The organism is Acinetobacter sp. ANC 4470, assembly GCF_002135335.1.
Classification (GTDB): Bacteria; Pseudomonadota; Gammaproteobacteria; order Pseudomonadales; family Moraxellaceae; genus Acinetobacter.
The window spans coordinates 211,776-232,360 of record NZ_NEGC01000003.1 but is presented as its reverse complement, the minus strand read 5'-3'; the positions used below and the strand labels follow the sequence as shown (position 1 = coordinate 232,360).

At 37.7% G+C, this 20,585-nt stretch carries 17 protein-coding genes, 2 tRNA genes and 4 pseudogenes; 12 read left to right on the top strand and 11 right to left on the bottom strand.

Features of this window, described 5'->3' with window-relative positions:
* Nucleotides 1–169: 169 nt before the first annotated feature.
* The 4 genes and pseudogenes from B9T25_RS06160 to B9T25_RS06145 all read right to left on the bottom strand — a co-directional run bounded on the left by B9T25_RS06160 (nt 170) and on the right by B9T25_RS06145 (nt 2,534).
* Nucleotides 170–1,003 carry a VOC family protein gene (locus tag B9T25_RS06160; protein WP_086187582.1) on the bottom strand — a complete coding sequence of 278 codons (834 nt, stop codon included), beginning with the start codon at nt 1,001–1,003 and terminating at the stop codon, nt 170–172.
* 148 nt (nt 1,004–1,151) lie between these two features.
* Nucleotides 1,152–1,369 (bottom strand): annotated as a pseudogene (locus B9T25_RS06155) (flotillin domain-containing protein); the annotation flags it as partial.
* 326 nt (nt 1,370–1,695) lie between these two features.
* Nucleotides 1,696–1,806 (bottom strand): annotated as a pseudogene (locus B9T25_RS06150) (flotillin domain-containing protein); the annotation flags it as partial.
* A gap of 185 nt (nt 1,807–1,991) precedes the next feature.
* Nucleotides 1,992–2,534: a hypothetical protein gene (locus B9T25_RS06145; RefSeq protein ID WP_086187581.1), complete on the bottom strand. Its 543-nt coding sequence runs from the start codon at nt 2,532–2,534 to the stop codon at nt 1,992–1,994.
* Nucleotides 2,535–2,875: 341 nt separating this feature from the next.
* Between B9T25_RS06145 and cysD the strand changes: the two genes are divergently transcribed.
* Both cysD and cysN read left to right on the top strand, forming a co-directional pair.
* On the top strand, nt 2,876–3,784 hold the full coding sequence (gene cysD, locus B9T25_RS06140) for a sulfate adenylyltransferase subunit CysD (protein WP_171262743.1): 909 nt from the start codon (nt 2,876–2,878) through the stop codon (nt 3,782–3,784).
* Between the two features lie 82 nt (nt 3,785–3,866).
* On the top strand, nt 3,867–5,483 hold the full coding sequence (cysN, locus tag B9T25_RS06135) for a sulfate adenylyltransferase subunit CysN (protein ID WP_086187579.1): 1,617 nt from the start codon (nt 3,867–3,869) through the stop codon (nt 5,481–5,483).
* Between the two features lie 30 nt (nt 5,484–5,513).
* On the opposite strand, the gene B9T25_RS06130 is transcribed toward cysN, so the two are convergent.
* Together B9T25_RS06130 and B9T25_RS06125 are read right to left on the bottom strand one after the other, a co-directional pair.
* A complete protein-coding gene (locus B9T25_RS06130) occupies nt 5,514–6,461 on the bottom strand; it encodes a retron St85 family RNA-directed DNA polymerase (RefSeq protein ID WP_213032988.1) in 948 nt (315 codons plus the stop codon).
* A gap of 1 nt (nt 6,462) precedes the next feature.
* The gene (locus tag B9T25_RS06125) at nt 6,463–7,407 is read right to left on the bottom strand and encodes a retron St85 family effector protein (RefSeq protein WP_086187578.1); all 945 of its coding nucleotides are present in this window, start codon (nt 7,405–7,407) and stop codon (nt 6,463–6,465) included.
* 347 nt (nt 7,408–7,754) lie between these two features.
* On the opposite strand from B9T25_RS06125, the pseudogene B9T25_RS06120 reads away from it, so the two are divergent.
* From B9T25_RS06120 to B9T25_RS06105, 4 genes and pseudogenes are all read left to right on the top strand, one after another.
* Nucleotides 7,755–8,275 (top strand): annotated as a pseudogene (locus tag B9T25_RS06120) (PadR family transcriptional regulator).
* Between the two features lie 9 nt (nt 8,276–8,284).
* Nucleotides 8,285–8,587, top strand: coding sequence for a DUF3861 domain-containing protein (locus tag B9T25_RS06115; RefSeq protein ID WP_086187577.1), 303 nt, complete (start codon nt 8,285–8,287; stop codon nt 8,585–8,587).
* Between the two features lie 33 nt (nt 8,588–8,620).
* On the top strand, nt 8,621–8,881 hold the full coding sequence (locus B9T25_RS06110; RefSeq protein ID WP_086187576.1) for a DUF2798 domain-containing protein: 261 nt from the start codon (nt 8,621–8,623) through the stop codon (nt 8,879–8,881).
* Nucleotides 8,882–9,023: 142 nt separating this feature from the next.
* Complete coding sequence (locus B9T25_RS06105; RefSeq protein WP_086187575.1) at nt 9,024–10,016, top strand: NAD(P)H-quinone oxidoreductase; 993 nt, start codon at nt 9,024–9,026, stop codon at nt 10,014–10,016.
* 226 nt (nt 10,017–10,242) lie between these two features.
* On the opposite strand, the gene B9T25_RS06100 is transcribed toward B9T25_RS06105, so the two are convergent.
* Together B9T25_RS06100 and B9T25_RS06095 are read right to left on the bottom strand one after the other, a co-directional pair.
* Nucleotides 10,243–10,328, bottom strand: a tRNA-Leu gene (locus tag B9T25_RS06100).
* A 12-nt stretch (nt 10,329–10,340) separates the two neighbouring features.
* Nucleotides 10,341–10,414: transfer RNA gene (locus B9T25_RS06095), tRNA-Cys, on the bottom strand.
* A 152-nt stretch (nt 10,415–10,566) separates the two neighbouring features.
* Here B9T25_RS06095 and folD point away from each other — a divergent pair.
* The gene (gene folD, locus B9T25_RS06090; protein WP_086187574.1) at nt 10,567–11,415 is read left to right on the top strand and encodes a bifunctional methylenetetrahydrofolate dehydrogenase/methenyltetrahydrofolate cyclohydrolase FolD; all 849 of its coding nucleotides are present in this window, start codon (nt 10,567–10,569) and stop codon (nt 11,413–11,415) included.
* Between the two features lie 250 nt (nt 11,416–11,665).
* The gene (locus tag B9T25_RS06085) at nt 11,666–12,334 is read left to right on the top strand and encodes a class I SAM-dependent methyltransferase (protein WP_086187573.1); all 669 of its coding nucleotides are present in this window, start codon (nt 11,666–11,668) and stop codon (nt 12,332–12,334) included.
* 27 nt (nt 12,335–12,361) lie between these two features.
* Here the strand turns inward: B9T25_RS06085 and B9T25_RS06080 are convergent, their stop codons facing one another.
* Nucleotides 12,362–12,790, bottom strand: a complete 429-nt coding sequence (locus B9T25_RS06080) for a hypothetical protein (RefSeq protein WP_086187572.1) — start codon at nt 12,788–12,790, stop codon at nt 12,362–12,364.
* 158 nt (nt 12,791–12,948) lie between these two features.
* Nucleotides 12,949–14,208, bottom strand: a pseudogene (locus tag B9T25_RS06075) (MFS transporter).
* A gap of 345 nt (nt 14,209–14,553) precedes the next feature.
* On the opposite strand from B9T25_RS06075, the gene glpD reads away from it, so the two are divergent.
* A complete protein-coding gene (glpD, locus tag B9T25_RS06070; RefSeq protein WP_086187571.1) occupies nt 14,554–16,068 on the top strand; it encodes a glycerol-3-phosphate dehydrogenase in 1,515 nt (504 codons plus the stop codon).
* Nucleotides 16,069–16,146: 78 nt separating this feature from the next.
* On the opposite strand, the gene B9T25_RS06065 is transcribed toward glpD, so the two are convergent.
* Nucleotides 16,147–17,979 carry a phosphoenolpyruvate carboxykinase (GTP) gene (locus B9T25_RS06065; RefSeq protein ID WP_086187570.1) on the bottom strand — a complete coding sequence of 611 codons (1,833 nt, stop codon included), beginning with the start codon at nt 17,977–17,979 and terminating at the stop codon, nt 16,147–16,149.
* A 416-nt stretch (nt 17,980–18,395) separates the two neighbouring features.
* On the opposite strand from B9T25_RS06065, the gene B9T25_RS06060 reads away from it, so the two are divergent.
* From B9T25_RS06060 to B9T25_RS06050, 3 genes are all read left to right on the top strand, one after another.
* A complete protein-coding gene (locus tag B9T25_RS06060; protein WP_086187569.1) occupies nt 18,396–19,334 on the top strand; it encodes a diacylglycerol/lipid kinase family protein in 939 nt (312 codons plus the stop codon).
* A complete protein-coding gene (locus B9T25_RS06055; protein ID WP_086187568.1) occupies nt 19,315–20,088 on the top strand; it encodes a metallophosphoesterase family protein in 774 nt (257 codons plus the stop codon). The genes B9T25_RS06060 and B9T25_RS06055 overlap by 20 nt, the downstream gene beginning before the upstream one ends.
* Nucleotides 20,089–20,272: 184 nt before the next feature.
* Nucleotides 20,273–20,563 (top strand): co-chaperone GroES, encoded by a 291-nt coding sequence (locus B9T25_RS06050; RefSeq protein ID WP_086187567.1) that lies wholly within the window; start codon nt 20,273–20,275, stop codon nt 20,561–20,563.
* The last annotated feature ends 22 nt before the right edge of the window (nt 20,564–20,585 follow it).

Below are 20,585 nucleotides of genomic sequence, written 5' to 3'. Positions count from 1 at the left end.
TCTAATTTGAAGGGTGCTTTTCTATAGCTAAATATTCTCAAAAATTCAAACCCAAGCTTGTCCGATGCTATTTCAATAATAAAAGTGGTAACAGAAAGGTGAGTATCTATTTCAATACAGATGAAAGCCTTACAGTGGCTAACTATGATTAAATTATTGTTTATAAAAGTTATTCTATTTGAATCAAATCTTGAATAATCAGTTTTTTCATTTTAAATAATGCTGCGAGAGCATTAGGATTATTTGTTAAAATTTCCCATAAATTTTGCGGGACAATTTGCCAACTGACACCAAACTGATCTTTACACCAACTACACTGGTCTTCAGTGCCATGTAAGGTGATGGCATTCCAATAATAGTCAATTTCAGCTTGATCTTTGCATTCAATCACTAAGGATACGGCTTCACTAAATTCGAAATTTTGTTGCATGCCACTGTCCATTGCCATCAAAGTAAGGTCGTTGGCTGTAAATTGTGCATGCTTTACTTGTCCAGCATATTCGCCCTCGCTATATTTTAGAACACCTTGAGATTGAAAGTTTTTAAATAGCGTTTGATAGAAACTCAATGCAGTTAGGCATTGTCCTTGATATGAACCGCAATACATGAGCGTTGGGATAATTTTTTGCTGATTGACATCCGATAGTTTGCCTAAATACAGCTGCCAATTAAAACCATGTTGGTCTTGTAACCAACCATAATAATCACTCCAAGCATATTGATCTAATTCCATTAGCGCGAAGCCGCCACCATCAATTAATCGTTTCCAATATTCATCAATTTCAGCACGACTTTCACAAATGACCATAAAAGAAATAGAAGGATTGGTTGTGAAAGGAGGACCACCGTTAATCCCTAAAAAAGGCACACCTGAAAATTGTGCCATAACTGCTGCATTATTTTCATAGGTAATTTGACTATCTGGGAAAATAGAGCAATACCATTCCAATGCCGCTTTGGCATTTTCTTTAAACCGCAAAGCAGGGTAAATAGAGTGAGTCATTATTGTGCTCTATATATGCAGTATCAGCAGCTAATGTAGCTTTCTTTAGAGATAACTCAAGTAAGTTTACGTAGATTGGTTGTATGAAATTTATTCAATCTGAAATAAAAAATGCAGCGTTTGGCTGCATTTTTTAGATTTTAGGGACTTACTTCGCTGAATTGACTTGAGGTCTTAAATTCTGCGTTAAGCCATTATCACCATCTTGAATATACCCAGTTCATTCATCAGGTTATCAATCAGTGGTGCTTGAGTGCGATAACGTAATGAACTATTCACCACTTGATCAGATAGGGAAATTTGTCTTTGATCTGAATAGCCTTCACCTTGTGCACTTTTGCCACCAATATTGCCTAAACCAGTGACTTAAAAATTTAATATAATCAATATATTATATAACTTGCATAAGTCAAAAAATGTTCAATATTCGAGTTTTTAAAATCAGCACTGCCTCATTTTATTGCTTCAGTTTTTATGCCTTTGCGTAGGCATTATCTCTACTTTTGAAAGGTCAAAAGTAGACAAAAACCTTTTATTTCCCATACACGACGTCCTTGTCGTGATGGGAAACGTGTGGCATCCATGCCACACTCATGAATCCAATACCTGCTAAAGTTTGTTTTTTTAACTTTGCTTTACGAAGTGCTTGTATTGATCAAAAAATGATTTATGAAAGAAGTCTATTAAATAGATTTAACGCTTTCACAGATGAATTTGGGTAAATATTTCAATAATGCCAAGCGAATCTGCATCTCGACTTGTTCAGAAGATAAGATGTTATTGGCTTCATTGACTGCACGTGTAAATAACATGAGTTTATGATATGAATGTGATGTCAGTTATGCTTTAGGGGGATTCTTTTTAATCAATTATTTTGTTGAAATGAAGGTAAGGGTAGAATTTATACCATTAAAAACAGCGCATAAAAAATCAAGAGATGCCAATGGTTCGTATTCTGCTATGCAGGGTATTCCAGCACAATTTCATCTTAATATAAGCAGGTCTGCATTCGGGCCTTCATATCTAAGGCTTGCTGCATAATAAAGCTTTTCATCCAATTATACTGTTGACCCATGGGGTTGGTCTTAATTGCACTATTTAGAAAGTCGAGCTTTTCTTGGTGAAATAATTGGCTTTCAAGAGCATCTTCTAATTGGGTATTATTTGCCATTAAAGGTAGACGAATCAAATAAAATGCTTTGGGATAGTTATAAAAAGTATAAAGTAAATTAAAAGCTTTCTGATCTGCTTTTAAATGCCCCGCACCAATTGCATTGCTACGGTCTTGATTGCTGTGGGTTAAGCCAAGTAAAAATTCAAATGTATTATTCGAAAGTCGTAGACCAAATTGTAGGCCAATTTGGTCAGCCGTAAGCTCGTGCTGAACAAAATTATTGAGGACTGAACCATCATCATTTAAGGCTTCTTGTAGCACCAATATATGCGAATGATGTTGATAGATATAGCCTGCCAGTTGTGCATTTTCTAGGTTGGTTTTAACAATTTCGATCGTGTGGTCTAGCGTAAGCATTATTCAACACAGCATAAGATATGGGGGAGTATTTAGGTACTGTATAAAATTTTTAAGCTGAATAAAATACATGTTTTAGATAAATGACCGATCAGCTTGTATTTTGTACATTTTAATACACAAGTTGTTGCATCGGCTGTATTTGAGTAAAATCATCGCGCATTTCAAATTGATCATTAATAAAAACTTATACTTATTATTAGATAAGCTCTATATGATAATTTTGAATATCAATATAATAAAACAAGCAATAACTCAGATAACTAAATCTTTATAATGAATATATATATTTTAAAAGTGTAATAAGTACACGTTGATCTGAGCTGGTGTTGTCAATGTCCATAAATAAGGAAAGACTTACTCATCTTAAACAGCTTGAAGCTGAGAGTATTCACATTATCCGTGAAGTGGCTGCCGAATTTGAAAATCCGGTCATGTTGTATTCTATTGGTAAAGATTCGGCAGTCATGCTGCATCTTGCGCTAAAAGCATTTTATCCTGCAAAACTTCCATTCCCACTATTGCATGTCGATACAGGCTGGAAGTTTAAAGAGATGATCACATTCCGAGACGACATGGCAAAAACCCATGGTTTCGATTTGATCGTGCATCAAAATAAAGAAGGTAAAGATGCTGGGATCAACCCATTTGATCATGGCAGTTCAAAATATACCGACATCATGAAAACGCAGGGCTTAAAACAAGCACTGGACAAATACGGTTTTGATGCAGCCTTTGGTGGTGCACGTCGTGATGAAGAAAAATCACGTGCTAAAGAACGTGTTTATTCGTTCCGTGATAGCAAGCATCGTTGGGACCCTAAAAACCAACGTCCTGAACTTTGGAATCTTTACAACGGTAAAGTGAACAAAGGCGAAAGTATTCGTGTGTTCCCATTGTCAAACTGGACTGAGCTTGATATTTGGCAATACATCTATTTGGAAAGTATTCCATTAGTGCCTTTATATTTGGCTGCAGAACGTCCTGTGGTTGAACGTAGCGGTACACTCATCATGGTTGATGATGAACGTATGCCTTTAAAAGAAGGTGAAGTTCCACAAATGAAATCGGTACGTTTCCGTACTTTAGGCTGTTACCCATTAACGGGGGCTGTTGAATCAACTGCCAACACCTTGCCGGAAATTATCCAAGAAATGTTGCTTGCCACAAGCTCTGAACGTCAAGGTCGTATGATTGATCACGACGAAGCAGGCTCGATGGAAAAGAAAAAGCAAGAAGGCTATTTCTAATTTCCTGAAGCAATCCCTCTTTTAAAAGAGGGATTTAGGGAGATTAAAAACCAATTTCTAACGAATTTGTGGAGTTTGAGCAATGTCTCATCAATCTGAACTGATTAGCCAAGATATCTTGGGCTATTTAAAACAGCACGAAAATAAAGACTTATTACGCTTTTTGACTTGCGGTAACGTCGATGATGGTAAATCTACCTTAATTGGTCGTTTACTTTATGATTCAAAATTGATCTATGAAGATCAATTGCAAGCCGTGACTCGTGACTCGAAAAAAGTCGGTACAACGGGTGATGCACCAGATTTGGCGCTTCTTGTAGATGGTTTACAAGCAGAACGTGAGCAGGGCATTACCATTGATGTCGCATATCGTTATTTCTCCACTGAAAAACGTAAGTTCATCATTGCCGATACGCCGGGGCATGAGCAATACACGCGCAATATGGCAACAGGTGCGTCTACTTGTGACCTTGCGATTATTTTGATTGATGCGCGTTATGGCGTGCAAACGCAAACACGTCGTCATACGTATATTGCAAGCTTGCTGGGTATTAAGAACATTGTTGTTGCTATTAACAAAATGGACTTGGTTGAATTTTCTGAAGCACGTTTCAATGAAATTCAAACTGAATACGCAGGCTTTATTGCACAATTGGGTGACCGTAAGCCAAGCAACATCATCTTTACGCCTATTTCTGCATTGAATGGCGATAACGTGGTGAATGTTTCGGAACACACACCGTGGTACAAGGGCGAAACCCTGATGGGTACGCTTGAATCTGTGCAAATTAACCGCGATACAGCGCAACGTGATTTCCGTTTCCCTGTGCAATATGTGAATCGTCCAAACCTCGACTTCCGTGGTTTTGCGGGCACCATTGCACTGGGTGAAATCAACGTGGGCGATAAAGTTGTTGCTTTACCATCGGGTAAGTCTTCAACAGTTAAAGAAATTGTGACGTTTGATGGCAACCTTGAACATGCATTTGCAGGTCAGGCGGTGACATTAACGCTAAATGATGAGATTGATGTATCACGCGGTAATATGTTGGTACGTGCGGATCAGGGTGTTCCTGCAATTTCACGTGCTGTAAAAGCGACTGTAGTATGGATGGCGGATCAACCGCTGGTACTTGGTAAGCTATATAACATTAAAATTGGTACGCAAACTGTTCCAGCTAAAGTGACTGGCATTAACTTCCGTACCAATGTGAACACACTTGAGCAAATGCAAGTGGATCATCTTGATCTCAACGCCATTGCCAATGTGACTGTTGAATTTGATGCACCAGTGGTGTTTGATCGTTATCAAGACAGCCGTTATACAGGTTCGTTTATTTTCATTGATCGTTTGAATAACGTAACGATTGGTGCGGGTATGGTGGAAGAGTCTGTTGAATGGTCTGCACATAGCAACCCTGTAACAGCAGAAGACCGTGCAGCACGTTTGGGTCAAAAACCTGCGTCTATTACGGTGTCGAATAAAGCTTTGGAAAATGCACAAGCACTTGAGAGCTTATTGCTTCAACAAGGTATTGTTGCTTTTGCTAAAGCGGATTTAGATGTTGCGCAAGTCGCATTGCTTCGTGAAACAGGGATTGCGGTAATTACCTCTGTGACTGAAGGTACAGATGTTGCGTTTACGCAAGATGCTGTTGAAGAGCTTGCTGAAAAAATTGTGGAATTGGTTCGTCTGTAAGACTGAGCTGATTTAAAAGGAAACCTGTCTTTATGATGGGTTTTCTTTATTTTTGAAAAGTTTATTTATTGTGTCAATTTCATATTTTCTGATCATACTTTCTTTAAAATGAGGCTCAATGTAAAAAGCAAAGGAAAGTAACCCAGTCAGTTTTTCAATATCTTCTTTTTGTGTATTAAGTCCTATTTTATATTTATGTAACATTGATGAAATTAGACGCTTTTTATCACGACCTATAGAAATATTATTTTCATTAGTTAGTATTAATCCTGTAACCTTTCGTTGAAAGGCTTTTGAAATAAATGAAGTTTTCTCAGGATTTATTCGTATACCTTTCTTATAGGTGGTATTAAGTATTTGTTGAATTTGTTTAGGTAAAACATAAAGTACATTTTTTTCTTGTGTGGAAAAGGTTAAATCGTCTGCATATCTTGAGTAAGTGATATTTAAATTACGACATAAGCTAGAAATTTGATTATCAAATTCATACATTACAAAATTTGAAATTAATGGTGAACTCGGCGCGCCAATACTTAAAACTAGTTTTTGTTTTCTGTAAGGTTTCCAGAATAAAAAATTTGCAAGTAGTGCAGAATCAATTTTTGATAAATGGATGTTTTGAGTATTTAATGCATTGAAAAAAATTAACGGTGTGATACTTGGGAAAAACTCTTTAAAATCCATTTTTAAAATAAAATCATTATTCGAGTGGAGTGCAGCATTATCTTTAATACTAATATTATTCATGTAAGCATAAGAACTATGATGAATACTTAATTTTGTTTTAAGTATTTTTACTATTACTCGTTGTATGTATTTTAGTTCTTTAGCAGGGTGAGCAATGATTCTTTCCCCACCATTTTTTTTTGGAATCGGATAGACTTTATATCTATGAGGGCATGTTTTTGAAAAATTAAAAAGTTCTTTTTCACTCATGTATAAGTGACTTTGAAGCTGGCCTGATATGTTTAATTCCATATTACTGTCCTTGAATCACATTTAATACATGTAGACGTTTTGTATCAACTAAAGTATCTAAAAACTCTTTTATGGCTAATCGAATTTTTAAAAATTCAAATCTTTCTTTTGCTATATAGTTGAATTTAACTTTTGTAATTTTATGATCAGACGGGTAGTAAAAAGTTTTTGAAGAAACAGATTCTTTATCTAAAAAATCTAATTTATATAAAAGATAGCAAATTTTTTTAATTCGACTTCTAGTTATATTTTTATCATTGAAAAGTAGTTGTATAATATTCAATATTTCATATTCAGAAATTGGGAAAAAAAGACGAACAATTTCATATATGCATAATATTATATGTGAAAAATCATTTGGATTGATCTTAGTGTTAGTTGTGGGGCTTTTTAAATGATCATTAATGTCTCCACATATAAAATTTAGTGTTTGATTATCTAATTCTTTAAATTTTTTACAATATGGCCAGTCATAGTCTAGTACTGAAGTATCTTTTAAATTTTTTAAAGCTAATAATGGGCCTAAATTAATAAATGAGTCTTCAAAAGTATGAGCCTTATTTCTAATGACAACTAATTTTTTTTGATATTCATCATTACTCAGAAATATGCCTAATTCAGTAAGAGTACCAGGGCTTTCTAAAATGATTAATATTAAGTCACTGATTTTTGCAATATCTGATTCGAATTCAAGCAGGTCATCATAGACAGTTAAATAGTCTTTTAAATCTTCTGCTGTTCTAAGATTAAAATTAGAATTATTTATTGGTGCATATTCAATTAAATATTTTCTCAAACTTTCAAAGAAATAACGATCATCTACTTTATCGATTTTTTTATCTAATGAACCACCGCAAATAAAAATCAATGGGTGTGTATAAGTAAGAGTGGATTTATTTATGTCCCATTTGGAGACTTCTTCTAAAAGTAAATCTTCGTAAGTCATCTTTTATCTACATAAAAAGAAATGGGCATATGCCCATTTCAAAAAACTCTTTACACAGGGATGCGGTAATTTCATTTTTCCGATTCCTTTAGGATGAGGAAAAAGGGAATTAGCGCAACCCTAGAAGTTGACAATCGATTAGAGTTCGGCGAAACGCCGAACTATTTAGGTTTTAGTAACCTAAATAAAGCTAAAGAGTTCTCTCAAAATTATATACGATTTATTAAATAAAGTAAGTGGTTAGCTTAAATAGACTTTAATTTTTATTCTATCAACTATAAAACAGTGCTTTAAATAAAAAAAACACTATAAGATACATCTTAATTTAATTAAGCTATATCTTAGTTATGTCTAAAACTCCAAATTCAGAACTACTTACAGGCTTAGAAAGCACCCAAACACCACGTAAAAACCGCCTGTTTGAAGCAGGGCATATGAAGCTCGTGGTGTTACATCTCATCTCGCTCGCACCTAAACATGGCTATGAAATTATTAAAGAAATAGTGAGATCGTTGGTGGTGGTTACACCCCAAGCGCAGGTACGATTTATCCAACACTGAATTATCTAGAAGATATGCAGTTCATCTCCGCAGAAAAAATCGAAGGTGATCGTAAGCAATACAGCATCAGCCAAACAGGCGTAGAACATTTAAATGCTCGGCAAACACAAGTCGAAAACATTCTAGCTCGATTCGAAACCCGACGCGAAATTCAAAACAATCAGCAATACATCGACATTCATCGTGCGATGGAAAATCTAAAAACCTTTTTACGCCTGAAGCTGAAAAACTCAGAAACCAGTGCAGAAGAAGTCCGTCTAATTGCAGAGCAAATCGATCAAGCAGCGGTAAATATTGGCTGCTTGTAGGAGAAAAATATGAAACAACATGAATATGAAGTGACTGTAAAACATATTGCTGATGCAGAAGGTCAGCCATCAACGTATACAGAAGCATTGCAGTTTAAAGCCTATAACCATGATGATATTTTTAAAGTATTGGCGCATGTGCAGAAAACAGAACTGGTTGATGATGAATCTGCAAAGGCTTTCGCAGTTGGACTAAAACTGTTGGGTGAGGCGTTACTGGAAAATAAAGATGTACCTTTGTTTAAAGAGTTTATGCCTCAGTTTGTGCAATTTATTCAGGCGCTGAAAAAATCTGCCCCAAAAGAAAGCTAAGTGCTTATTTAATCCATATCCCTAAGGTATTTTATGTCAAATTCTCTTCCAAAATTTCATCCTAAACATATGGCTTGGCTCATGCCTTTAATCCTGTCATGTGTCATGAGTGGCGCACTGTCGTGCTTTAACCTATTGATGAATAAAGGCTTCGTCGATGGATTTATTTCGATTTGGCTGCATACATGGGTATTGTCGTGGTTGGTGGCTTTTCCATTAATTCTGGTCTTTATACCTTTGGTTCGTAAACTGCTGATGCCTTTTGTTGCTTCAGCTAATCATTCAGCAAAGTAATGTTGATCAGTCAGATAAAGTTTAGCTATTTTTTTTCTTGATGAGTTGGCTTAAGACATAAGTCCGACCTGACTTCATTCCTTTCTCCATCTATGTTCAAATAAGCTCAATAAACTTGAAAAGTAACGAACAGGGAAAGCACATGTCACAAGCAACCATGCAACACGTCATCATTACCGAAGCTGGTGGCCCAGAAAAATTAGCCTATGAAACGGTTGCTATTCCAACTGCACAAGCAGACGAAGTATTGGTTAAAGTGTATGCTTTTGGTATTAACCGTCCAGATATTTTGCAACGTCAAGGTTTATACCCAATGCCTAAAGGTGTAACACCTGTACCGGGCTTGGAAGTGGCTGGGGAGATTATTGCAGTCGGTGCAAATGTTACTCAGTTTAAAGTGGGTGACAAAGTTTGTGGGCTTACTAATGGTGGTGGCTACGCAGAATATTGCGTTGTGCCTGAAAGCCAAACTTTGAACATTCCTGAAAATGTCAGTTTTAGCCAAGCGGCAGCTATTCCGGAAACTTTCTTTACCGTCTGGGCGAATGTATTCCAAATGGCTAAAGCCAAAGCAGGCGAAACTATTTTGGTTCATGGTGGAACCAGTGGGATTGGTACGACTGCGTTGATGCTGTGTAAAGCACTTGGTCTTAAAACCTTTGCTACAGTAGGTACAGATGAAAAAGTAGCTGCAATTTCAGATTTAACAACAGCCATTAACTATAAAACTCAAGACTTTGAACAAGTGATTAATGAGAAAACGGATAATGGTGGCGTAGATGTGATTTTAGATATGGTGGGTGCACCTTATTTAGAACGTAATTTAAACCTTTTACGTCGTGATGGTCGTTTGGTCTATATCGCATTTTTGGGTGGGGCAAAAGCCAAAGAGGTAAAACTCGGTCAAATTATGATGAAACGTTTGACCATTACCGGTTCAACTATGCGAGCGCGTACCACGGCTGAAAAAGCTGAAATTGCTCAAGGCTTAAAAGGCACTGTTGCGCCACTTTGGGCAAAAGGTGAATGCTTACCTATGATCTATAAGACTTTTAAGTTTGATCAAATTGTCGATGCGCATATTGCGATGGATATAGGTGATCATGTCGGTAAGATTGTGGTGGAAGTGATTTAAAAATTTAAGTCTTCCTAAATCCCTCTGTAATAAAGAGGGATTTTTTTTCTCTGTTTTAAAAGATGAGCAGTATTGCTGTGTAAGGAGGGATTCAAAATGAAAAATGAAGATCAGTAATTAATCGCTGAATTTTTTATTATATAAATACTGTTAAACTCAAATTTCAGACATAAAAAAACCAGCATAAGCTGGGATTTTTATTGCACCATTTTAAGAAGTATTAAAATGGTGCCCGAGGCCAGACTCGAACTGGCACGCTTTGTGGGCGGGGGATTTTAAATCCCCTGTGTCTACCGATTTCACCACTCGGGCATTTTAACAAGATGGAGGCGGAGGTCGGAATCGAACCGGCGTACACGGAGTTGCAGTCCGCTGCATGACCACTCTGCCACCCCGCCATGTCTTGTTGATGCGTATATTAGCAATCTTTGAAAAAAAAACAATACTATAAATAGTGTATATGCACATAAAATCGGCATATAGAATAAAATTGTCTAAATAATCATGTATTATTTGCGAAATTGATTCATATCTACTCTGGAGATGTGCCGTGGCATTAGTTTTAGATGGTCGTGCATTGGCAAAACAAATTGAAGCTGACTTGTTAACACGTGTAGAAGCGTTAAAAGCAAAAACAGGTCGTACCCCAATTCTTGCGACGATTTTGGTCGGTGATGATGGTGCATCTGCAACGTATGTACGTATGAAAGGTAATGCTTGCCGTCGTGTCGGTATGGATTCATTAAAAATTGAATTAGGTACAGAAACCACCACTGAACAATTACTTGCTGAAATTGAGAAATTAAACGCCAACCCAGATGTTCACGGTATTTTGTTGCAACATCCAGTACCAGAGCAAATTGATGAGCGTGCATGTTTCGATGCAATCTCACTTGCAAAAGACGTAGATGGCGTAACTTGCCTTGGTTTTGGTCGTATGGCAATGGGTGAAGCAGCGTATGGTTCTGCAACGCCTGCCGGCATCATGACCATTCTAAAAGAAAATAATATTGAAATTTCAGGTCAACATGCGGTCGTTGTTGGTCGTTCTGCAATTTTGGGTAAACCAATGGCGATGATGTTGCTGCAAGCCAATGCAACAGTAACGATTTGTCATTCACGGACCAAAAATCTTCCAGAACTTGTAAAACAAGCGGATATTATTGTGGGTGCGGTGGGTAAAGCTGAATTGATCCAAAAAGACTGGATTAAACAAGGTGCTGTGGTGGTCGATGCTGGTTTCCATCCACGTGATGGCGGTGGTGTGGGTGATATTCAATTGGTTGGTATTGAAGATGTGGCATCTGCGTATACACCTGTTCCAGGTGGCGTAGGGCCAATGACCATTACCACGTTGATTCGTCAAACGGTTGAAGCTGCTGAAAAAGCTTTAGTTTAATTCGATTGATATGAGTCACGACGGAGTCTTTTCGTTGTAACTATTGATGTAAGAAGCTCGTATGTTACTTTTGTTTCGGCAAAAGTAACCAAAACCATTGCCATCTACAGAACTCGACATATTAAATCGTTGATTTAATATGTCGCAAAAATATTAATTATTTAATGATGGTCTGCCTCGAACAGCTGTAGATGGCATATCGTGTATCAAACTATCATTGTAAATTCTAATAAGTTTTCAAGGCTTATCTATGAGCTGTACTTTCCAATTTCATCAAGCCCCGGAACATTTGCTTCAAGCCTTGCATGAAGTGATTCCAAATTGTGAGCTTTTAGCTCAGCAACTCCCTGAGACTGCCATTTCACTGTGGCTTATTCCACCCATATTTCCAACCGATCGCTTGGATGATGAAGTGATTCGTCGCATTTGGAACGATACACCGTATTGGATCTTCTGTTGGGCTTCAGGATTGGCAATGGCGCAGTGGTTGCTTGCCGAGCCGCATCATGTCAAAAATAAAGTCATTTTGGACTTTGGTGCGGGATCGGGTGTCGTGGCGATTGCAGCGAAAATGGCAGGGGCAAAACGCGTGATTTGTTGTGATATAGATCCCATCAGTTTGGATTCATGCCGTGCCAATGCTGAATTAAATGATGTGGAACTCGAATATTTAGATGATCTGTATCAAGCGGAACAAGTCGATGTACTCTTGGCTGCGGATGTACTTTATGATCAATGTAATCGTTTTTTCTTAGATGAATTTTTAAAATTTGCGCTAGAAGTTTGGGTGGCAGACAGTCGAGTGAAAAACTTTAGTCATCCGAAGTATCAAAAATTGGATGAACGTAGCGCCACCACTTGGCCTGATTTGGATGAATCGAAAGAATTTCGTAATGTCAGTTTTTATAAGACGCTGTAATTAGCGTCTTATAAAGATTATTTTTATTTAAGAACAAGTATAACGAACCACACGTAATGTACTCGGACGAGCATCTAAGGCTTGGCGAGTTGCATAATCTTCGCTGTTGTATAGGTCGGGCGTATTCGATAGCCCAATGCTGGTACGGCTGTTGCCAATTTGACGACCAAATTTCTCGGGTTGAGTGGCAGGATTTACAATTTCATTGATACTTAAAATACTTAAGGTGTATTGTTTATTTGCGCCTAGAACTTTTTGACATGCACGTTGTAATTTATTTTCATCCTTTTGTTGGTTTTGACGACCAGCCAAAGTATAAGCCAATGTTGCAGTATTCTTCGATTGGCTTTCAATTTGATAGCCTGTATTGCCATTGTCTTGAAGAGGCGTGCTTTGACATGCAGCAAGCCCAAGTGCAATAAAACCTAAGCCAAGCAATTTATATCTATTGTTCATTTTCAAAAGTTCCAAGCGTTATTATTCTATTGAGTATGCCATAAGCTCGTTTTTTTAACGATCTTAGATCGGTCGATATTCCATAAAAAAGCTTTCCAATGGTGAACATTTAGAAAGCTTTTTCGATGATTTTTTAATGAAGCAGAATTGAAGCAGAATTAATGTTCTTTAATTTCTGAATGGTGTTTTGTATCTTTCATAAAAATATAAACAATCAAAGAGATAGAAATTAAAATGGTGACATAAATGAAGTACCAAGACTCATGCCCCGCTTCTTTAAAACTGAGAGCGAAAAACTCTGCTGTTCCTCCAAATAGGGTATTGGCAAGGGCATAGGGAAGGGCGACTCCTAATGCGCGGATATGGGCAGGAAACATCTCAGCTTTAACCACAGCATTAATGGATGTGTAACCTGTAACAATCACTAAACCTGCTAAGCAAATCCAAAATGCTGACCAATAATCTTGAGTTTGTCCTAATTTATCAAAGAGGAAATAGGTAAATAACACAACGAGTACACCAAAGCTAGTTATGAGTGGTTTTCGACCAACTTTATAGGACAAAGCCCCTGCGAACGGTTGTAAATATATGAAAATAAACAGTGCCAAGGTTGTATTTACGTAGCTTCAGGTTTGCTAAATCTAGAAGTATTCATCAGATATTTTTGTAGATAAGTGGCGTAGGTGTAAAAAGCAACAGTACCCCCAGCAGTTAAAAATAAAACCGTAAATGCCTGTTTAGAATAATGTTTAAATAAGGGAAACTTACTGGATTCAGGTTGGTTTTTATCTTGTTGTGCATTTTAAAAAGATTGGCTTTCTAATAATCCGTGACGAATATAAAAGACCACAATAGCGAGGCAAGAACCGATAAAGAACGAGATTCGCCATCTCCAGTCATGCAGCTGTTTTCGGTGAGCACAAATTGTAAAATGAGTAAAACGCAGAGCGCGGTGAACTGTCCTACAATAAGGGTGATGTACTGAAAAATAGAAAAAAGCCGCGTCTTTTTCTTTCTGCCATTTCACTTAGATGGGTTGCACTTGCAGCATATTCTCCACCGATATTTAAGCCTTGAATGAGTCGGACCACCACTAAAATAATCGGTGAAAATATCCCAATTTGATCATGCGTGGGAGCGATTTCGATCATCAGAGAACCATACACATAAGTGTTACGGAAAGGATAAGACCTGATTTACGCCCTTTTTTGTCCAAGTAAATGCCCATAATCTAAGCCCTCAATCAGGCGTATTAACAAGCCGACAGCGAAAATAGCAGCAGCTTGGAGTAATTGTGTAGTTGGACTACCTTTGGGGAAGAATAAATGGGCAAAATATAATGTAAATGCGGCATAGACATAGCATTCAACTAAATTACCCGCTGATCCACCCAGAATGGATTTAACCCGTGTTTTCATGTCTAAATTTGCTTGTGAGGCATTTTGTTCAATTATCTGTACAAGTCCATTTTGTTATTCTGTTTGAATGGTAAACGAATTGTTTTAACGGTATAAGATAAGCGTCTGGGTTTTTGGTTTTGTATGAAAAGTGTTCGGTATTAATTTTTTTAAAGGAGTAGGTTTAAAAGAAAGGGAGCATAAGTTGTTGCTGTAAATACTTTAAGTTTTGATGTGAAATGGTTATTTTATTTGCATTAAGCTGACAGATAATTTCTCAGTGTCATTTCACTTTAAATGGTGTTAAGTTTTATAAAATAAGAAGAAATTTAAGCCCGTTTTTTGAATAATATAAGGGAGGTGATCATGCAAGTTAGTCATCCAGTTTATGATGTTGTTGTTGTTGGTGGTGGTATTAATGGCGTTGGTGTTGCTGTTGACGCTGTAGGACGTGGCTTGTCTGTATTCCTATGTGAAAAGGATGATTTAGCCAGCCATACTTCTTCAGCGAGCAGTAAGCTTATTCATGGTGGTTTACGTTATCTTGAGCATAAAGAGTTTCGTCTGGTACATGAAGCTTTAGTAGAACGAGAGATTTTACTAGCCAAAGCACCTCATATTATTCGTCCTTTACGTTTTATTATGCCTCATCAGCCACATTTACGTCCTGCATGGCTGATTCGAACAGGCTTATTTTTTTATGATCATTTGGGTAAAAGAGAAAAATTAGCAGGTTCAAATCATATTACTTTTGATGCTGCAACAAGCCCTTTAAAAGCAGAAATTACACAGGGTTTTGAATATTCTGATTGTACTGTAGATGATGCACGATTAGTGGTTTTAAATGCGATACAGGCGCGGGAACGAGGGGCTCATATTGCGACCCAAACCCGATGTACATCAGCTTACCGTGAAAATGGCTTGTGGGTGGTTCATTTAGAAAATATGCAAGGCAGTTATACCGTTCAGGCTAAAGCGTTGGTGAATGCTGCTGGGCCGTGGGTGGCTCAATTTATTCAACAAAATTTAAAACAAAAATCACCTTATGGTCTGCGACTAGTTCAAGGTAGTCATATTATTGTGCCGAGAATATATGATGGAGATAAAGCTTTTATCCTGCAAAATGATGATCAGCGGATTGTTTTTGCGATTCCTTATTTAGATCAATACACCTTAATTGGTACGACGGATCATGAATATCAAGGTGATTTAAATAAAGTCGCTATTACCCAGCCTGAAATGGACTATTTGTTGGATGTTTATAATGATCACTTTAAGCATCAGTTAGCTCCTCAGGATATTTTATATACCTATTCAGGGGTCAGGTCTTTATGTGATGATGAGTCTGATAATCCATCGGCGATCACTCGTGATTATACTTTGGCTCTCGCGCAAGAGCAGGGTGCGCCCTTGCTTTCGATATTTGGTGGGAAACTGACCACCTATAGAAAGTTAGCGGAATCTGCTATGACACATTTGCAACCTTTCTTCCCGACCATGAAAAAGCCTTGGACAGAAAAAGCCTTATTACCTGGTGCGGAGAACTTGGTTTCAGTTGAGCTTTTAATTCAGCAGATTGTACAAGCGGTTCAAGATGTATCTTTTGAATTGGCTTCGAGGTGGGCACATGCTTATGGTTCAAGGGTCTGGGGGTTTTTAAATGGCGTTTCAATCTCTGATGAACTTGGGGGGGGGGTTGGACATGGCTTATTTGCCAAAGAAGTCGATTATCTGGTAGATCAAGAGTGGGCTAGAACCAGTCAAGATATTTTATGGCGTAGAACCAAACTTGGTTTTCAATTTAGCACTGATGAAATACAGTTGTTGGATCAATATCTTTTAAAATTGCTAATTAAAAGATCACAAGATACAGCTGCTTAAAGATTCTAAAAAGATGAAATAAAAAAAGGTCACCGAAGTGACCTTTTTTAACTTAATGATTGGTTATAAAAACCAGAATTAAGCAGATTTTTTAACCGCTTCTAAAAGTTCATTTTGACGTACTTTTAGAGCAGCTGGTAAACGTTCACCCAGCTGAGCGAATAATTCAGTATGGCTTTCAAGTTCTTTGATCCATTGATCTTTGTCTTGCGCTGTTACAGTATTGAATTGTTCTTTAGAGAAATCAATACCCGTCCAGTTCAATTGTTCATAAGTCGGAACAAGACCAATTGGCGTTTCAGTTGCTTCAGCGCGACCTTCACAACGATCAATCATCCACTCAAGAACACGCATGTTCTGACCGAAACCAGGCCATACGAAGTTGCCTTCAGCATCACGACGGAACCAGTTTACGTTAAAGATTTTAGGAAGTTTATTGCCTGCAACTTCAGCTTTGGCCGCAACTTGTTCGCCAAGTTCTAACCAGTGAGAGAAGTAGTCCGCCATGTTATAGCCAGCAAATGGAAGCATCGCAAACGGATCACGACGAACAATACCTTGTTGACCAACAGCAGCAGCAGTGGTTTCAGAACCCATAGTTGCAGCTTTATACACGCCATCAACCCAGTCAAAAGCTTCAGAAACTAAAGGCACTGTGTCTGCGCGACGACCACCGAAGATGAATGCAGAAATTGGAACACCTGCTGGATTTTCCCAGTCAGCGTCAATTGAAGGGCATTGACCCGCAGCAACAGTAAAGCGTGCATTTGGATGCGCTGCTTTTTCACCAGCAACGTGTGGTTGACCTTTCCAGTTGGTTAAGTTAGCAGGAGCTTCTTTCGTTAGACCTTCCCACCATACTTCGCCGTTGTCAGTCACAGCAACGTTGGTATAGATCACATCTTTAGTCAAGGTTGCCATACAGTTTGGGTTAGTCTTGGTATTTGTACCAGGAGCTACACCGAAGAAACCAGCTTCAGGGTTAATTGCATACAAGCGACCGTCTTCACCTGGTTTGATCCAAGCAATATCGTCACCTACAGTTTCAATTTTCCAGCCTTCATAACCTGCTGGTGGAATCAACATTGCAAAGTTGGTTTTACCACATGCAGAAGGGAATGCAGCTGCGATGTAATGTTTTTCACCTTGTGGGTTTGTTACGCCCAAGATCAACATATGTTCAGCTAACCAGCCTTGTTGACGACCCATAGCTGATGCAATACGTAAAGCTAAGCATTTTTTACCCAGCAATGCATTACCGCCGTAACCAGAACCGTAAGACCAAATTTCACGCGTTTCTGGGTAATGAACGATGTATTTTTCAGGGTTGCAAGGCCATGCAACGTCTTTTTGACCCGCTTCAAGCGGAGCACCAACAGTGTGTACGCAAGGAATAAAGTCGCCATCTGTGCCCAGTACGTCATAAACAGCTTTACCCATGCGAGCCATTTTAGACATGCTTACAGCAACGTAAGGAGAGTCAGTTAATTCGATACCAATGTGTGCAATGTGGCTACCTAAAGGGCCCATAGAGAAAGGGACAACGTATAAAGTACGACCTTTCATTGAACCGTCAAATAAACCATTTAAACGAGTACGCATTTCAGCTGGAGCTTCCCAGTTGTTTGTTGCGCCAGCATCTTCTTGTTTTTCAGAACAAATGTAAGTGCGACCTTCAACACGAGCAACGTCAGAAGGATCAGAATTAGCTAAGTAAGAACCAGGATGTTTTTCTTGGTCAAGCGTTTGCATAGTGCCGTTAGCGATCATCAAGTCGATATAACGTTGATATTCTTCTGCGCTACCGTCACACCATTCAATTTTCGCTGGTTTCGTTAATTTCGCAATTTCTTCAACCCATGCAATAAGCTTAGGGTGACGAACGAATTCTGGTGCGTTCACTTGGGTCATGGTGAGGCCTATCTGAAATGTGTACAATTGTATGTACAAATAATCATCTGAATGAAGGAATGCTACATTCAGATTTTATGTATGAAAAAAAGTGGCTGTATTAAAGCATAAAATCATAAAAAAAATAAGACCAAAGACAGGCTAGATTTCTTTTGCTAGTTTATGATAGTTTGTTATAAAAATCATAAAATACAACTGGTTATTTGGATTTTTCAATCCACATGTCTTTATTTAATATATTTATGAGTGTCATTTATTTTAATTATGTTTTTAATAATCATAAGTTTATCTATTATTTCTTTATGAGAATTGTTATTGATTAAATAAATGTTAGTCATTTGATTTTTACATAAAGAGGCTTTAAATAACAGCTCAACTGGTTGAAATTAGAGCAAAAGCTTTAAAAGTGTATAAAAATGTTGAAACGGCATAAACCATTAACCATTATTTATAATGCAAAATCAGGATTTCACGCCTCAAACCAATCTGAGTTTTATGAACAGATCGTTAATCAGTTATCTGAGTATGGTTTTGAAATACAGTCTTTTGAAATCAGTTCATACAGTAGTTTTGATGCCTTGATGCAAGAGGTCTTGGCACGGCATCAGCATTCAGAAGATAAAGGAGTGATTGTTGCCGCTGGCGGTGATGGTACTTTAAATGCCGTTGCTGCAAGTTTAATGGGGTTGGATATTCCGATGGGAATCTTACCCTTAGGTACTTTTAATTATGTTGCTCGGGTGCTGAATATCCCACTGGATTTACTTGAAGCTGTAGAGGTTATTGCCACAGGAATCACCAGAAATATTCATGTGGCACAGATTAATGATCACATTTACCTGAATAATGCCAGCTTGGGTTTGTATCCACTATTTATTCAAAAGCGCGAACTTTATAATAAGCGTTTTGGTCGATTTCCTTTACATGCCTATACCTCAGGTCTGGATGTATTAATTCGTGACCGCAAGGAGTTGAAGCTTGAGATTGAAGTGGATCATAAAAAGTATCCAGTGAAAACACCGCTGATTTTTTTTGGAAATAATCAGCTGCAATTGGCGGAAATGAATTTGCAGATTGCTAAATGCGCAGAACTTGGACAGGTTGCTGGTGTGGTGATCGCGAAAAGTGACAAACTGACTTTATTTAAAATGTTATGGCAGTTAATTAAAGGGAATTTGGAAAAAGCCCCAGATGTTTACAGTTTTGCTGCAAGTGAAGTTAAAGTTCATTCGAAACGGAATAAACTGACCGTCGCGATAGATGGTGAAATTGTGGAAATGCAACCGCCCTTAAAGATAACTGTGCAGAAAAATGCGTTAAAAGTCATGGTGCCTTATGATTCTACACCTGTCTGATTTACATTTTGGCACTGAAAAATCGAGTTGTATGGCTGCCATCAGGCTGTTTTGTCTAGAACATGAAATTGAAGCTGTTGTGGTCAGTGGTGATTTAACCCAACGTGCGCGTTATAGACAGTTTTATGATTGTAAACAGTTTTTGGATAGTTTAAATCTACCTTATTTGGTCGTGCCTGGAAATCATGATATTCCACTGTATCATTTATGGAATCGTATTTTCAGTCCATTTACCCGTTACCAGCTGTTTTTTGGCGATATGGAAACCACGCTTGAAACGGAACATTTTTTTATTGTGGGTGTGAACAGTATTCGGCGACGTTATCATACCAAAGGACATATTTCACTAGAGCAAATTCAGCAGATTGATCAGTCTTTGCAGCAGGCACCATCAAATAAAATTAAATTGATTGTGGCACATCAGCCTTTTTATACTCCTCCAAATGCTGAACATGGGGTGAAAGACTGTCCAATATTAGGGCGAATGGCGCTGGAAGTCTGGAGTAAAAGTGGTCTAAATGGTTTATTGCATGGACATTTACATCACACAGCTGTCTATGATCTTAATGCGCTTTATCAGTTAAATATGAGTCATGCTGTTTTAGAAATTCATGCAGGCACGGCAACTTCTTATCGTTTACATGGTGGTTTGCCAAACAGTTTTAATGTGATCCACTCTAATTGTACTATCGCACATTATTATTTTGACAATGGGTTAGGTAGTTTTGTTCTAAATGACAGAAATGCGGAATAAATCAAGAAACAGCGAAAGTTGAATAAAAAACAGCCAAAATCATAAATATTTTTTCATTTTACCCTTGAAGCGTTTTTTTCCATCCCCACAAAAGTGTCATCGAAATTATTTTCTGATAATGACCCATGGAATAATTAAGTCATTATCAATTCACTATAAAAGACTAAGTCTGATGGAGTTTCAAATGAGCAACATTCGTCCTTTACATGATAACGTTGTTATTCGCCGTGTTGAGAAGGAAACCAAAACAGCGGGTGGTCTAATCTTAAGTACTGCAGCAGCTGAACAGCCTGCTCAAGGTGAAATTATTGCCGTAGGTAACGGTAAAATCACTGACACTGGTGTACGTGCTTTAGACGTTAAAGTAGGCGATAACGTATTGTTTGGCGCATATGCTGGAACAAAAGTAAAAGTTGATGGTGAAGAGCTTCTTGTAATGAAAGAGTCTGATATTTTAGCTGTTTTAGAAGGCTAATTTAGACCCGTTTTATTGAATC

What these genes read in the sequence shown, in the direction of transcription:
- B9T25_RS06160 (WP_086187582.1), bottom strand. Translation starts at nt 1,003, where the DNA reads ATGACTCACTCTATTTACCCTGCTTTGCGGTTTAAAGAAAATGCCAAA.
- B9T25_RS06145 (WP_086187581.1), bottom strand. Translation starts at nt 2,534, where the DNA reads ATGCTTACGCTAGACCACACGATCGAAATTGTTAAAACCAACCTAGAA.
- cysN (WP_086187579.1), top strand. Translation starts at nt 3,867, where the DNA reads ATGTCTCATCAATCTGAACTGATTAGCCAAGATATCTTGGGCTATTTA.
- B9T25_RS06130 (WP_213032988.1), bottom strand. Translation starts at nt 6,461, where the DNA reads ATGGAATTAAACATATCAGGCCAGCTTCAAAGTCACTTATACATGAGT.
- B9T25_RS06125 (WP_086187578.1), bottom strand. Translation starts at nt 7,407, where the DNA reads ATGACTTACGAAGATTTACTTTTAGAAGAAGTCTCCAAATGGGACATA.
- B9T25_RS06115 (WP_086187577.1), top strand. Translation starts at nt 8,285, where the DNA reads ATGAAACAACATGAATATGAAGTGACTGTAAAACATATTGCTGATGCA.
- B9T25_RS06110 (WP_086187576.1), top strand. Translation starts at nt 8,621, where the DNA reads ATGTCAAATTCTCTTCCAAAATTTCATCCTAAACATATGGCTTGGCTC.
- B9T25_RS06105 (WP_086187575.1), top strand. Translation starts at nt 9,024, where the DNA reads ATGTCACAAGCAACCATGCAACACGTCATCATTACCGAAGCTGGTGGC.
- B9T25_RS06085 (WP_086187573.1), top strand. Translation starts at nt 11,666, where the DNA reads ATGAGCTGTACTTTCCAATTTCATCAAGCCCCGGAACATTTGCTTCAA.
- B9T25_RS06080 (WP_086187572.1), bottom strand. Translation starts at nt 12,790, where the DNA reads ATGAACAATAGATATAAATTGCTTGGCTTAGGTTTTATTGCACTTGGG.
- glpD (WP_086187571.1), top strand. Translation starts at nt 14,554, where the DNA reads ATGCAAGTTAGTCATCCAGTTTATGATGTTGTTGTTGTTGGTGGTGGT.
- B9T25_RS06065 (WP_086187570.1), bottom strand. Translation starts at nt 17,979, where the DNA reads ATGACCCAAGTGAACGCACCAGAATTCGTTCGTCACCCTAAGCTTATT.
- B9T25_RS06060 (WP_086187569.1), top strand. Translation starts at nt 18,396, where the DNA reads ATGTTGAAACGGCATAAACCATTAACCATTATTTATAATGCAAAATCA.
- B9T25_RS06055 (WP_086187568.1), top strand. Translation starts at nt 19,315, where the DNA reads ATGATTCTACACCTGTCTGATTTACATTTTGGCACTGAAAAATCGAGT.
- B9T25_RS06050 (WP_086187567.1), top strand. Translation starts at nt 20,273, where the DNA reads ATGAGCAACATTCGTCCTTTACATGATAACGTTGTTATTCGCCGTGTT.